Source organism: Mangrovibacterium sp. (assembly GCF_041596335.1).
In the GTDB taxonomy this organism is placed as follows: Bacteria; Bacteroidota; Bacteroidia; order Bacteroidales; family Prolixibacteraceae; genus Mangrovibacterium.
The window spans coordinates 35727-50460 of the sequence record NZ_JBFHIT010000035.1; the positions used below are offsets into that span (position 1 = coordinate 35727).

Sequence of the window (14734 nt, forward strand, 5' to 3'; positions counted from 1 at the left end):
GCATCTGCCAAATTTTATCGCTTCTACTTTTTAAATTCGCCTTTCAACACAACCGGATAACTTTCTCCGTTTACGGCAGGCATTTCAATGACTAACCGATCACCGGTTTGTTTGAAAGCGATTTTGGCGCCATCGTACAAGCGAGTAAAGGATTTGAACGTTCCGGGGTTCACCTTGCTGTTCGTACCAAGCGTTGGAATAGCCATGGAACCTTCGGCCGGATTCATCACCGTGATAAAAAAGTAATCGTCTTTGGTGGTATACCGAACCTCGTCGTTCGCATAGGCGGGTGTTGCCGTAGTACGCTGGTTGTAGTGCTCTCCTTCTTTTTTCATATCGGCTGCATTATCGGCTGCGTTCCGGATTTCGCCATCAACCGTTTCCCAAAATTCGCCGCGAACACTTTTCCCATCGCCATAAACGGTCCAGGGGCGCGTGCCATAAATCGCTTCGCCATTTACCTGAAGCCAGCGTCCAACTGTTTTAATGATTTCCTTTTGCTCGGCCGGAATGGTACCGTCGGGGAAAAGCTCAATATTTAGCAACAGGTTTCCGTTTTTACTAACCGCCTCAACCAGCATTTCCAGAATGGTTCGTGCATTGTGCGTGAGGTGACGGTCGGTTTTGTAAAACCAGTCGGTGAAGGTAATTTCAGATTGCCACGGATATTCGCGCAGCGTATTGCTACCGCCGCTTTCCACTTCGTTCACCGTTCCGGGTTCCAGTTTTTTAAGGAGCATCACAGCGTCGATTTTGCCGTTTTGGCTGAGGCTGTTGTTGTACAAACGGCGGCAAACTTCTTTGCCATGTTCGCCGTACGAAAAGTTCAGTCCGTCGTAATACAGCAGATCCGGGCTATAGTTATCCACCAGCTCCAGATGGCGCTCTTCCCAGTTCTCCTTAATCGCTTCAATCACTTCGGGGGTTCGGTCTTCGGGAACCGGGCCATACAAGTCGGCCGGGTCTAATCCTTCCCACCATTTGCCAATGCCATCCTCTTTGGTGAGCCTTCCATCGTAGGAAATACCCTTTTTAGGTCCGTCTTCGTCGGCTCCGAAAGCCGGCAGCCACCAATTCAGGTAGCGGTCGTCGTGACAGGTGACCCCAAATTTTAGATTTGCCTTTCGCGTGGCAGCGGCAAACTCGCCGATGATGTCGCGTTTGGGGCCAACATTAACCGAGTTCCAGGGATGATGCGAGGAGTTAAACAAATCGAAATGATCGTGGTGATTCGCCAGGGCAACGATATACTTGGCTCCGTTCGCGATGGAAAATTGCACCAGTTCGTCGGCATTAAATTTTTCGGCCTTCCAGGTATTAATCACATCCTTAAATCCAAATTCGGAAGGATGTCCGTAAGTCATTTCGTGGTAGAGGCGCGCCATTTTACCAAATTTTTGGCGGCCAACATCGTTCATGTACATGTGGCGGGCATACCAGCCCCCACCCTGCTCCGGAACAGCTTGAGGCCCCCAATGGAACCAAATCCCGAATTTCGCGTCGCGAAACCATTCCGGGCATTCGTATTGTTGAGCCAGTTCGTCCCAGGTAAAATCCGTTTGTTGTGCCTGAACACCAACTGCACCTGCAAAAAACAGCGAGAAAAGAATGGCCTTTATTTTCATACTAACGCTTATCATATCTTATTCCTTATTTTTAAAGTTATACGCCTCCGGATTGTCGTACAGTCCAAATTCGTTTTTACTCAAATCAGCCGGGTCGCCGGTTTCATCAATCAGTTTTTGCAACTCCTGCAGCAAATCCTCCCTGACCGATGTATATTTCTCATCATCAACTAAGTTATTTAGCTCCAGAGGATCGTTCTTCAGATTGAATAATTGATAGGTAAACACATCGTGTTTTGCACTTACGATTAATTTATGGTCGCCTTTACGCACAGCCCGGTGTCCGCCCCCGGGGTTATGTTTGAGGCTATGCCCCTGTAAAAGATCTCCTGGCCAGGAATTATAAGCATACATCATGCTGCTTCTAACGCTTTCGGCTTCTCCTTTTATTACCGGAGTTAAATCTTTCGTTTGAACCGATTCGGGGATTTCCAATCCGGTCAATCCGCAAAGTGTTGGGAAAACATCGTGCAAATAGGCTAAGGCTTCAACCCTTGTATTTTGGGGAATATTGGGGCCACAAAAAACCAACGGGACACCCACGCTATGCTCGTATACGTTTTGCTTACCAAGCAAGCCGTGTTGCCCAAGCGCCAACCCGTTATCGCCCGAGAATACGATGATAGTATTTTCAGTTTTTCCCGACTCTTCAAGCGCTTTAAGCACACGGCCGATCTGAGCATCGGTTGCTGTAATCATAGCATAGTAGTCGGCAATTTCTTGTTGAATCCGTTCTTTTGTCCGCGGAAATGGAGCTAAAAGTTCATCCCGGATTTTGTCGTCGGCAATTTCGAACGGATGTTCCGGCATAAAGTTATCAGGCACTTCGATACTTTCAGCCGGATATTGATCCTGGTATTCTTCGGGAGCTGTTCGTGGATCGTGTGGTGCGGTGAAGGCAACGTACATTAAGAAGGGATTGTCCTGTTTGTAATTCGCTAAAAATCCCACCGCCGCATCGGCAAACACCTCGCTGCTGAATTTATCGACCTGCTTGTAGGGTTCAGACCATCCCGTTTCAGGCGAATAGTCTTGCACTTTAGTTCCAAAGTGCGTGGTCATTCCACCTAAAAAGGCCGATTTTATCTGACTAAATCCCCGTTCCAACCAAATGGAACCGTTATGTTGCTTTCCTGTTGCAAAAGTGGTATAGCCATTGGCTTTAAAATACTCGGGGAAAGTTAACAAGTCGCTTTTCCCTTGTTCTTCCTTCGGGAACGCAAACTGCGCATAAACGTTAGGCTCGATATTGAAATAGTGTCTTCCGGTCATTAACATGGCCCTACTTGGAGAACAAACAGCAGCAGTTGCTCCGCCTAAAATATAGGAATTGGTAAACGTCGTTCCTGCTTGAACGAGCCTATCCAGATTCGGGGTTTTCACCAGTTCCTGCTGAAGTTCCCCAATCGTCCCGTGACGCTGATCGTCGGTAAACAGAAACAAAATATTGGGTTTCTCAACCTGGCTGGTTTTTACGCCATCGCATCCGAACAATGTGAATGCCAATACCGGGATCGCTATACGTTTAAGATTTTCTACCATTTTGATTTTATTGTATCTAGATTTTACTTCGTTCTGACGTTTACTTCAGGGATATTTTCACAATTTTCCGGTGTTGAGAACAGCTAAACAGTTCGTTTGGGATTGAGAAAATACTGCAACTCCACTCAAAATAATCAGCCAAAAAACGAGATTCATTTTTATTGATTGTTTAGGTTGAAGATGTCGCTTTATTAATGCCGATGATTTTGATTCACAAACAGGTCGATAAATTTTTGATCGTTTTGATCGCTATCGCCATAATGTTTGCGTGTCTTTTTAAATTTTCGCATCATATCATCTTTGATAGATTCATATTCCGGGTCGTTAAACACATTGTTCATTTCCGAAGGATCCTTTTCAAGATCGTATAATTCCCATTCGTCGACATCGTAATAAAAATGGATTAGCTTGTAGCGTTCAGTGGCGATGCCATTATGCCGTTTCACACTATGTTCTGCCGGATATTCGTAGTAAGTATAGTACGCGAAATCGCGGAATTCATCGGTATCACCGGCTACCAGTTTCCGGAACGATTGTCCCTGAATGTCGGCTGGTATTTCTACCCCGGCATAATCAAGCAGTGTGGGGGCAAAATCGAGGTTCTGAACCAGCTTATCGATTTTGGTGCCCGGCTCAATTTCTTTTGGATAGCGAACCAACAAGGGAGTTTGGTAGGATTCCTGATACATAAACCGTTTATCGAACCAACCATGCTCACCGAGGTAAAAACCCTGGTCTGATGTATATACGATTATCGTGTTTTCATCTAAGCCATTTTCCTCTAAAAATCCCAGTAGTTCGCCAACACCATCATCTACCGATTGAATACAGCTGAGGTAATCCCTCATGTATCGGTTGTATTTCCACAGCGAAAGTTCTTCACCCGTGAGATTCGCGGCATTAAATTCAGTTGTTTCACTTGTATAAGCATCAAGTATTCGCTGTTGTTGCTCCGGGGTCATTCGTCTCAAGTCTTCAACCATATTAGTTGAATCTCCATTGGCATCAACCAAAAGTTTAAGGTCGAGCCCCATGCGCATAATTTCGTCAACCCTCATTTTCTGCTGTTTGGCCGCGCTTCCACGGCCGGCATAATCGTCGAAATAATTGGCAGGCGGCGTAAAATTCACAGAATCAAAAAGGTTTAGATATTCAGGCGCAGGCATCCAATTTCGGTGTGGCGCCTTTTGGTGATAAAGCAAGCAGAACGGTTTGTCCTGATCGCGCCTGTTTTTAAGCCAATCCAAGGCTGCATCGGTAACAATATCAGTACAGTAACCAGTAATCCGTTTCTTCTCACCGTTTATAATGAAATCGGGATTGTAATACCTCCCCTGTCCTTCCAACACCATTGAATAATCGAACCCTTGTGGGTTTCCATCCAGATGGATTTTACCTATCATGGCTGTTTCATAGCCATTGGCCCGCAATACCTTGGGAAAGGTCTGCTGGTTCCAGTCGAAAGGTTGGATATTGTCAACTTTTCCGTTTACAAAACTATGTTTTCCGGTAAGCATAACCGCCCGGCTGGGAGCACAAATTGAGTTGGTAACACCAGCCCGGGTAAAAATCGCCCCCTCGTTTGCCAACCGGTCAATGTTTGGGGTCTTATTTAGTCCATATCCGTATGCGCTGATAGCCTGGTAAGCGTGATCATCGCTCATGATAAAAAGAATATTTGGACGCTTGCCGCTTTCCTCTTTGGCTTTCGAGCAACCTATCGCTGCCAGCATCGAGAGGCCCAAAGCTCCGTATAAATAAGGATGAGTTTTCATTCTGGTTTTTATTTGTTGTCTTCTTATAAATCTTTCCGATATGCGAATTTGCAACCAAATGCTCCAAAAAGCCTTTAAGTTTGTTCATATCGTGTTTGATTTTGTACAAAAACCGGTGTAACTAGCCGATACAGCGTTGCAAGTCAAGTTTCTACCCTCCGCACAGGTTTTCCGGGCATCGTTATTGCCGAATTGAGTGGCCGATAAAAATGACGTATTTAGGGAACCGAAGAACCCTTTTTTGTACCGAAAACTGATGACCCTTTGCCACCTTCGGTTGCTCAACCGGAACAAATTATTGAACAATTTGCTTGTACAACGGGGATCAAAAAGTCCGATATCGGGTCGATAAAAAACAAGCCTCAAATCAATCCAGAATGTAAAGTTAACTCCCAGGCCCATCGCAAATCCGAGCGCTGAAACCCGGCTGACAGAGCAAAAAAAATAGGAATGAAAAGCCGGATTCGCATCCACTTTTCACTCCTATTTTAACTAATCAGTCGTTTTAAAGACTACCAACCTGGGTTTTGCTCCAGATTTTCGTTCACGATTAATTCATCTGCCGGAAGGGCGCTCAAATAATCTCGTTCCGGATCGAATTGGTAGCCAGAGGCACCAACTGCTGTTAAATACGGGTCGAGGTAGTTTTCGCTATCGACTGACAGACCAGATTTTTTAGCTTTAATTGTTGCTTCGTAGTACGCTCCGCGAGGACGTTGATCGACGAACAAGGTATGCGCTCTCCAACGCATCAGGTCGTCAAAACGGAAACCTTCGCTCATGAGCTCTACAGTACGCTCTCTTCTGATTTCGTACAGCACATCACTCAAATCATGACCATAAGCTGGCCAATCGGGGTCGGTTACAATGGCACCCAACGTTAAATGAGGCATACTTACCCGATCGCGCAACATGTTGATAGAGATGTCCAAATCAGCTTGACTAATCGTTCCAAGCTCGGCCTTAGCTTCGGCATATATTAACAATGCTTCGGCATAGCGGAAACTAATTTTAGCCAGGTCCTTGGTAACAGCTACTAAGTTCGCATCGAACTCGGGTACCCGATATTTTTGACCTTCCATACCACCCGGGCAATAGTTTGTACCGGTGAAGGTGGTGACGGTGAAATAGGTGGTGACTCCATCGAGGTTAATGGTAACCACATCGCCGGGAACCATAATAGTAGCAGCCAAACGAGGGTCGCGATTTGTTTCGATGGTTGAAAGGGTAAGATCGCCCACGTAAAGAGGACTCACCGAAATTGGATTTCCATCGGTGCAAAGGTAGCTGCGAGCGGCAAAACGAGTATAACCGCTACGGTTTGGCCATACTTGTGAATCGTTACCATAGCTCTTTCCATAGGTTGAATAATCGTACTGTTTCCAAAGCATAACTTCGCTGTTACTGCTCAAGTCAGTTTGATTAAAGACGCTGGAATAATCAGAATGTAACGAATACGAACCACTTTCAATAACGTCATAAGCAGCTTCGGCGGCAATCGCTAAAAAGTCGGAACCATCAGAGCCTTCAACACCAAAATCGGTTCCGGCATGGTATTTCTCCCAGGTACCTTCGTACAATGCCACCCTAGCCTTAAACAACATAGCTACTTCTTTACAAACACGAGCTGTAGCCGCGTCGCCTTTTGCCTTCAACAAATAGATGGCGCTATCCAAATCGTTCAGCATAAAATCAACCACTTCATTTCTGGGATCTCTCGCGGCATACAAAATGTCCAGGTCCGCGTCAGTTAAGTATTGGTCGATGATTGGCAGATCGCCATAAGATTGAAGAAGATCGAAATAATAATAGGCACGAAAGAAATAGCCTTCGCCGCGATAGTGATTCAATTCTTCCTCTTCGCCGGTGGTAACCCGGTCGACATTATCGAGAAAATAATTCGCTTTGCGCACGTTACCCCAATACCAAACACTGCTCGAGGAAGTAGAGGGTACACTAGCATTACCTAATAGGCGTTCTGAAGCAGAGGTACCCATCGACAAATCGGTGCCATTATCCGGATTAGCGGAATATCCAGTTCCAGAACCTGCCCAACCCGGTAAATTCTGATAAAAACTATTGGCATACAGTTCTAAATCGCCGGATGATGTCCAGAAGTTAACATCAGTAAGCTCATCTTGAGGTGTTGTGTCCAAGAGGTCGTCCTCGCAGGATGCCAATGGAAAAAGCGAGACGAACAATAATAGATATATAACGTATTTCATTGATTTTTAATTTATGTGATTAGCAATGTGCGACTATTGCATATCGAATTTATAGACTCTGTTTGTTTCATTTTAAAATTTATAATGAAACATTAATACCAGCTGAAATCACCTTCGACAATGGATAAGCAATCGCATTACTGTAGTTACCAGTTATTGATTCAGGATCGTACATTGGGAATTTGGTAAATGTCAGCAAGTTTTCACCACTCACATAAATACGAACCCGATCCATTTTCACTTTTTTGGTAATACGGCCAGGCAAAGTATATCCAACTTGGATTGTCTTTAAACGCATATACGAAGCATCCTCTACATAGCGGTCGACACTATACTTGTAGTTGCGGTTATTTTTACCGGGGTTTGCAGAGTATGGTTTGGCCCAATGCGCATCGGGATTTGCTCCCAAGATACTGGTTTCATCTCTCCAATAATCCAGGTGATACTCGTAAACGTTTGCATGGTATGGTCCGTTAGCCGGTCCGCGATATGCCGACCCTCCCATATAGTAATCACGTTTACCAACTCCTTGAATAAACACGCTGAAATCGATACCTTTCCATTCGCAACCAAGAGTAAGACCATACTGGTAGCGCGGAGTAGTATTACCAATCACAACGCGGTCGCCCGGAGAACTTACGGTATTGTCGCCAATATCGATAATATCATCATCATTTTGGTCAACATATTTGGTATCACCAGCTTCCCATGAGCTGTAGATTGCAGTCTGGTTGATGCCATAGTTGCTTACATCATCAGCACTCTCGAACCAACCGGCCCACTCCAGCCCCATGATATCGCCAACGTTTTGTCCTTCGTACCAATCAGACAATAAACCTGTTGAGTTTTCCCACTCGACCACAGTTCTCTTATAATCAGAAAGTACAAACCGAACATTGTAAGAGAAGTCGCCCAACTTATGTTTCCAGGTAAGTTCTGTTTCCCACCCTTGTGTGCGCATAGTTCCGCTGTTTGTTTTTGGCTCATCGGTTCCAAGTACCGAAGGCAAAGTTGCCCCATCGGCCATCATATCAGAGATATCAGTACGATACCAGTCGAAAGAGAAGCCTAATTTTCCTTTTAGCGCCAATAAATCGAGCCCTACGTCGGTGGTTTTAACCCGTTCCCAAGTTAAATTCTCACTAATTAAACTCGGAGTTGTTACGTAGTAATCCCATTCACCTCCGAACAAATAAGTTCCTTCATTCACACTCATGGTTGACAGGTAGGTGAAATTGCTAACGTTCATGTTTCCGAGTTGACCGTACGAACCTCTCAGCTTAAATGTTTGAATGTCGTCCTTAAATGGCCAAAAATCTTCTTTCGCAACGTTGTAACCTACCGAATAAGATGGGAATCCAGCCCAACGCTGACTTTCTTCGAATTTTGAAGAGCCGTCGTAACGGTAAGACATCTCAAATAAATATTTCCCCTTGTAATCGTAGTTAAACCTTGAGAAATAACTTTGGGTCGAATAGGTTGAAATACCATCGCTAGCCGTAATTTCGCCAACCGAAGTTGACACTGACGGAATATTGTCGGTGATTAACGTATTGGCTGATACCGACAAGCTGTAGTAATCCTGTGTTTCGCTTTGATAACCTGCCAAGACCTTAAAGTTATGTCCGTTAAAGTCTTTGGAATAAGACGTGTAAATGTTTGGCGAGTAATACTCGTTGTGGTACAAGGTTGGCTTCACCTGAGTTAATGACTCGGTAGGCGTATACGCGGAACTTCCGTCTGCTTGGTGATACTCGTACTGCAGTGCTGTGTAACTATTTATATTATTGTCCCTCTTATAGTTGTATTCCAGGTTGATTAACCAGTTTTTAACCGGTTCAATAACCACACGAGGCAATAAGGTTACTTGATTTTTCTCGTAGTCCTGCCATTGGGTATCCCATAATGGGTAATAGGCTTGAACCAAGGGTTCGTTAAAGAGCGGGTCAACCGTAGGTAAGGTAGGTTTAATCTTCGAGAGCAAGTCGAAAATACGTCCACCGCCGTATGAATAATCCCAAGGGTGTTTTTCTTCACTCTTTGATAGTTTTGTCAACAGGTCGAAACTCAACCAATCATAAGGTTTGGCGCTGATTTTAACATCAAAGTTATAACGTTTGTAGAATTCGTCGGCATGAGCATTAATACCATCTTCGCTGTAATATCCAGCTGATGCATAGTAATTTAATTTATCAGTACCACCTCTAAAACTGATGTTATGTTTTGAGCGGGGAGCCCAGTCTTTAAATAGAAAATCTTTCCAGTCGGTTGCGGCAGTAGCACCTAAACCTACGTTCGACTGATCCCAACTTACACCATCTGATGCAACTTGCAAAGTTGGCGCGCTGCCCGGGCTTTCCATGTTCATAATAATATACCCGAGTTCCTCGTCGGTGTAGTACACACTTGAGCCCACGTTGGTAGCCGCATCGTTCATGGTGTAGGCGAAGTCAATCGCGCTGGCCTGATCCGGCCATTTTGTAGGTGAAGCCTACGAGAAGTTGCTTGAATAGTCGATCTTCATGCCACCATTCATATTTTTACCATTTTTGGTGGTAATCAGGATTACACCGGCAGCCGCCCGTGAACCATAAATGGCTGCAGCCGAAGCATCTTTTAATACTGAAATAGTCTCCACATCTTCCGGGTTAACATCGTTGATAGCCATTTCAACACCATCAACCAATACCAACGGCGATCCATTTTCAACATCACCATCTGAATTCACGGTAACCAACCCCCGGATATTTAAATCCATTGAAGCTCCGGGCTCGCCACCATAACTTGTGCTTGTGATATTAAGGTTGGAAACGGCACCTTGCAAACCTCTCGATACGTTTGTAACGGCACGGTTTTCAAGAATATCGCCTTTAATTTGAGAAACAGAGGCTGTAATGTTCGCTTTTTGTTGCGTACCGTAACCTACCACCACGACTTCGTCAATCCCTTCAACATCCTGTTCCAGTACGATAACAAACTGGCTCTTTTGACCAATCAGTACTTCCTGCGCTTTCATACCAATAAATGAAACAGTAATTGAAGCAGCAGTGCCCGGAACATTCAAATTGAATTTACCATCGAGGTCGGTAACGGTGCCTTTTGTAGTACCGGTAACAATAACCGAAACGCCTGGAAGCGGTTCTCCCTGGTCATCACTAACAATCCCGGTAATCTTTCGATCTCCTTGCAGTGTTTGCTGAACTTGTTTCTCAACACCACGCACAACAATCTGTCGGTCGTAAATATCATACGAGATATTATCGTCCGAAAAAATGACACTCAAGATTTCGTCAATGGAAGCATTGGTCAATTTTAGGCTAACCCGCTTTTCCATGTCCAAATCAGAATTCTTGTACAGGAAAATAAACTTGCTGTTATTCTCCACATAATTTATCACTTCCCGTACACTCGAATTGTTTAAATCAACATCGATCCGAGTATTTTGCGCATAGCTCTTTGCTTGAGCTGCCATCGAAATACCAAAAATCAGAACAAAAAGAATTCGCATAATTTTACTCATTTTTTGGAAGACTCCCGGGTCAAGGGAATCGTTCAACCCATTTTTTTTCATAAATTTGTTGTTTTTACTGTTAAAAAATACTGTTATTGAAATGGTATTTAGAACCGGAAAATGGTCGCACATTTTCCGGTTTGTTTATTTTATAACATAGGTCCAGGCGTTTATTTTCTCAAACTTCAACCGGGTCAACTTTTCGAGGTATTCGAATACTTCCCGCTGATCTTTTGACACATCCAGCTTTCCGGAGATGATCATCGTTCCATCCATCGGATTTTCATACTTAAACTGAATATTATAAAAGCGTTCAAGCTTTTTGACTACCCGACTTAAATCAGCATCGGCAAAGCTAAATAAGCCTTCGGCCCACAAGGTATAGCTCGACACATCAACCTGACTAACAATAGTTTCATTATTCTCTTTACTCCAAAAACCCATTTGTCCCGGTTCGAGTAAAACAGGCCGATCGAACAGCCCGGCTTTTGATTTTATCAACTCAACGCTTCCGTGTGCCAGCACCGTTTGAATGCTCTGATCTTCGGGGTAAGCCGTTACATTGAACTTTGTACCCAGAACCTTTACCGACAAGTCTTTGGTTTTTACAATAAACGGATGGTCTTTATCATGCCCGACATCAAACAGGGCCTCTCCGACCAAAAAAACTTCGCGCGTTTTATCGGTAAACCGCGACGGATACACCAACCGACTACCTGCGTTTAGCCATACTTTGGTGCCATCGGCCAGGGTAATTGTTGAACGACTGCCGTAAGGAATAATCAGGGTATTCATGGATGGACTGTTGCTCTTGGCTGATTCGCGAACGACTTGTTCTTTGTCAATCCGAATGGCTCCGTTGGCTGAGTACTCCAATTCCGACTCATCTTTCTTCAACCTGATTTCTCTTGAATTTCCGAGGATAAGAATCGGTTCCGAGATATTTTGAGACAGAGATAAGCTCTCTATTGGGAAGGCTACTTCATCTTTCGGAAGGTAAAGGTAAACCAGGCTTCCACCCAACATAAGTGAAATAATGGCTACCGCCGCGTAACGCATGATCGAACGTACAAACAACACCTTCTTTCTATGCAAATCAACACTCCCTAGCTGACTGATAATCCGACGTGCCAGCTGCCTCTTTTCGTATTCTGAAAGGGATTCATTTTTATAGGAGAGTTGCTTTTGAAAGCGCGATTTAAACTCCAAAATAAGGTTTGCCTCTTCGGGGTTCGATTCCAAATATTGTCTCCAGTAAGATTCTATCTCGATGGTTGGATGATAGATCCACTTAAAGAACAAAGGATTTTCAATTAATCGATTATACAACTCCATGTTATATCAAGATTTGATGATATAAGGAGGACATGGGATTAAAAAAGGGACAAGAATTTTTAACTTTTTTTTTGCCTTCTTGAATTTATTTCACCACTATAAAATAAAAATGAATTATCCAATTCAACGACAACAACTTGCACTAAGTTTATCATATGATAAACTGACTCATTCCGTCCCCTTCGCTCTTAAACAAAGCTGATGCTTTAATGGAAAAATGCGCTTAACCCGATCGATTAGACGAAACAAAACAGGCTGCCACGAAAAAAGGTTATCCTACAAGCTCAATTAAGCTCATCGGATAACCTTCGACTTTACTAACTGCAACCGAATGACCGGATGCTAAAAAATAGTCAGTATGTGTTTAAACGAAAGTTGCTCGGCGAACCAAATACTGTTCACCGAGCAACTTTATTTAATCACCATATTAATCGGCCCAACCTGGATTTTGAGTCAGGTTTGGATTCAGTGACAACTCGTCTAATGGCAATGGCAACAAATAGGCTTTAGACTCGTCGAAATTATAGATACCTGTACTTGCGAAAGGTAATAAAAATCCTTCATCGTCGATGCTGGCATTGGCAACATCTAAAGTTGTGTTCACAATGCCATCTTCCAGATAAGCACCTCTGGGTTGATCGCCGTCAAACAACGAATGCGCTCTCCACCGGTACAAATCATCATCTCTAAATCCTTCAGCCATTAGCTCAACAGAACGTTCTCTGCGTATCTCGTACAAAATTGCTGATAGAGAATAGCCATAATTTGGCCAATCAGGATCGGTTGTTATTGACCCAAGTGTGATATGCGGCATACCTACACGGTCGCGCAACAGATTGACCGATTTGTCCAAATCACTTTGAGAGATGGTTCCCAGTTCGGCTTTAGCCTCTGCAAAAATCAATAAAGCTTCCGCATATCTAAAAATGATTCGTGGTGTATCTTCGGTAAAATCGCCATAGTTAGCGTCGTACTGAACGTTTCTGTATTTTTCAGACTCAAATCCGGTTAAACCAGTATTCGTGCTTGTGAAATCCGGGTAGTCCCAATACACCTCGGAGCCATCGGCTTTAATTTCTTCCAGATCGCCGGGCACCATAATTAATGCTGCCAATCGGGGATCGCGGTTAACTTCAATGGTCGACAGGTTGGTGTTGCCCTGGTAAAGGTCACTCACCGAAATTGGATCTCCATCGGTACACAAATAGCTATCGATTGCAAATTTGGTATATCCACATCTGTTTGGCCATTGCTGCTGCAATACATTGGCAATGCTCAATTCAATTGAATTGTAATCTCTCCACAGCATTACTTCACTATTTCCACTGTAACTCATTTGGTTAAACAGTGTTTTGTAATCGCTGTACAACGAGAACACTCCGCTGTTCATAACGTCTTCGGCAGCTTCGGCAGCAATTTGTAAGAATTCCGATCCGTCAGCTCCGGTCACTCCGAAATCAGTGCCAGCATGGTATTTCTCCCAAGTTCCTTCATACAGTGCTACTCTGGCTTTGAACAACTGGGCCACTTCCCTGCTTATTCTTGGTGTTGAAGAAATATCGGGGAACGACTGCAATTTAGCAATCGCTGTATCCAGATCCGCTATCATAAACTCAACGACTTCATTTCGTGGATCTCTGGCAGCGTAGACATAGTCTTCATCGGTGTTATCGAAATACTCCCGGAAGATGGGAAGGTCACCATATCTTTGCAACAATTCGAAATAATAGTAGGCTCTGAAAAAGTAACCTTCGCCAATGTATTGGTTTATGAGTGTTTCATCGCCCGTAGCCTGGTCAACATGGGCTAAATACCAGTTGGCTTCCCGAACTTCATCCCAGCTCCAAACACTTGCCGACGCAGAAGTAGGAACCTCATAACTCAAGCCACTTAATCTGTTACTGGGTTCTTGTGCAGTTCCCATATCAGAGTACATATCAGGCAAAATATTATAGCCGATGGACAATGCAGACCATCCCGGCAGGTCGTTGTAAAAACCGCTTACAGCAGCTTGCAAATCTGAAGGAGTACTGTAAAAAGTAGCTTCAGAAACTTCATCCAAGGGCGTTCTATCTAAAAAATCGTCACAAGAAGTAAAAGATATCACGGCACTCAGAATAAATAATTTGAATATATTTTTCATTATTATTTAGTTTTTTTGTTAGAATGTAATATTTACCCCTGTAGAAATTACTCTTGATAAAGGGTAGGATTGTGCACTACCTGTCAGCCCTGAAGTATTTGTTTCAGGATCAAAGAACATCAAATCGGTAAGAGTCAATAAATTTTCGCCGGTAGCGTAAATTCTTACTTTGTCCAATTTAAGCCTGCGTGTTAAACTGCGAGGTACGGTGTAGCCAATCTGTACATTTTTTAATCTTGTATAAGCAGCATTCTGTAATAATCTATCGGTGTGATAGCTATAGTTTTTATTGTTCCGGCCTCCACCGTTTAAGTATGGTTTTGGGAAATAGGCATCGGTGTTGGCGCCTAGCGGATTGGTCGTGTCTTCCGGTCTGAAGTAATCCAGATGACCTTCCCAAACAAAGGCGTGGAACGGACCATTTGCCGGACCTTTAAACCCGCATTATGCATTAAGATATTGAAAAGGAGGGGCAAGGTTTTCGACTTTAGCAAAAATACCATCGAGCCATGGCCTTCTTTTTGCGTTTAAGGCTATCTTCAGTACCTTCTTGTTAGCGTGATTTACACTCCATGCTC

General features: G+C 43.8%; 7 protein-coding genes and 1 pseudogene. All 8 read right to left on the reverse strand.

Annotated elements, in window-relative coordinates; translation table 11 throughout:
- Positions 1–23: 23 nt before the first annotated feature.
- Positions 24–1640, reverse strand: a complete 1617-nt coding sequence (locus ABZD21_RS12840) for an alpha-L-fucosidase (protein WP_372775424.1) — start codon at positions 1638–1640, stop codon at positions 24–26.
- Between the two features lie 3 nt (positions 1641–1643).
- Complete coding sequence (locus tag ABZD21_RS12845; RefSeq protein ID WP_372775425.1) at positions 1644–3167, reverse strand: sulfatase-like hydrolase/transferase; 1524 nt, start codon at positions 3165–3167, stop codon at positions 1644–1646.
- 191 nt (positions 3168–3358) lie between these two features.
- Positions 3359–4942 (reverse strand): sulfatase, encoded by a 1584-nt coding sequence (locus tag ABZD21_RS12850; protein ID WP_372775426.1) that lies wholly within the window; start codon positions 4940–4942, stop codon positions 3359–3361.
- Positions 4943–5454: 512 nt separating this feature from the next.
- Positions 5455–7167 carry a RagB/SusD family nutrient uptake outer membrane protein gene (locus ABZD21_RS12855; protein WP_372775427.1) on the reverse strand — a complete coding sequence of 571 codons (1713 nt, stop codon included), beginning with the start codon at positions 7165–7167 and terminating at the stop codon, positions 5455–5457.
- Between the two features lie 79 nt (positions 7168–7246).
- Positions 7247–9643: pseudogene (locus ABZD21_RS12860) on the reverse strand (SusC/RagA family TonB-linked outer membrane protein); the annotation flags it as partial.
- Positions 9644–9658: 15 nt separating this feature from the next.
- On the reverse strand, positions 9659–10738 hold the full coding sequence (locus tag ABZD21_RS12865) for a carboxypeptidase-like regulatory domain-containing protein (RefSeq protein WP_372775428.1): 1080 nt from the start codon (positions 10736–10738) through the stop codon (positions 9659–9661).
- A gap of 84 nt (positions 10739–10822) precedes the next feature.
- On the reverse strand, positions 10823–12013 hold the full coding sequence (locus ABZD21_RS12870) for a FecR family protein (RefSeq protein WP_372775429.1): 1191 nt from the start codon (positions 12011–12013) through the stop codon (positions 10823–10825).
- A 427-nt stretch (positions 12014–12440) separates the two neighbouring features.
- Positions 12441–14156: a RagB/SusD family nutrient uptake outer membrane protein gene (locus ABZD21_RS12875; RefSeq protein ID WP_372775430.1), complete on the reverse strand. Its 1716-nt coding sequence runs from the start codon at positions 14154–14156 to the stop codon at positions 12441–12443.
- Positions 14157–14734: the final 578 nt, after the last annotated feature.

Coding starts and splice junctions, on each gene's coding strand:
- ABZD21_RS12840 (WP_372775424.1), bottom strand. CDS start 1,640: ATGATAAGCGTTAGTATGAAAATAAAGGCCATTCTTTTCTCGCTGTTT.
- ABZD21_RS12870 (WP_372775429.1), bottom strand. CDS start 12,013: ATGGAGTTGTATAATCGATTAATTGAAAATCCTTTGTTCTTTAAGTGG.
- ABZD21_RS12865 (WP_372775428.1), bottom strand. CDS start 10,738: ATGAAAAAAAATGGGTTGAACGATTCCCTTGACCCGGGAGTCTTCCAA.
- ABZD21_RS12875 (WP_372775430.1), bottom strand. CDS start 14,156: ATGAAAAATATATTCAAATTATTTATTCTGAGTGCCGTGATATCTTTT.
- ABZD21_RS12845 (WP_372775425.1), bottom strand. CDS start 3,167: ATGGTAGAAAATCTTAAACGTATAGCGATCCCGGTATTGGCATTCACA.
- ABZD21_RS12850 (WP_372775426.1), bottom strand. CDS start 4,942: ATGAAAACTCATCCTTATTTATACGGAGCTTTGGGCCTCTCGATGCTG.
- ABZD21_RS12855 (WP_372775427.1), bottom strand. CDS start 7,167: ATGAAATACGTTATATATCTATTATTGTTCGTCTCGCTTTTTCCATTG.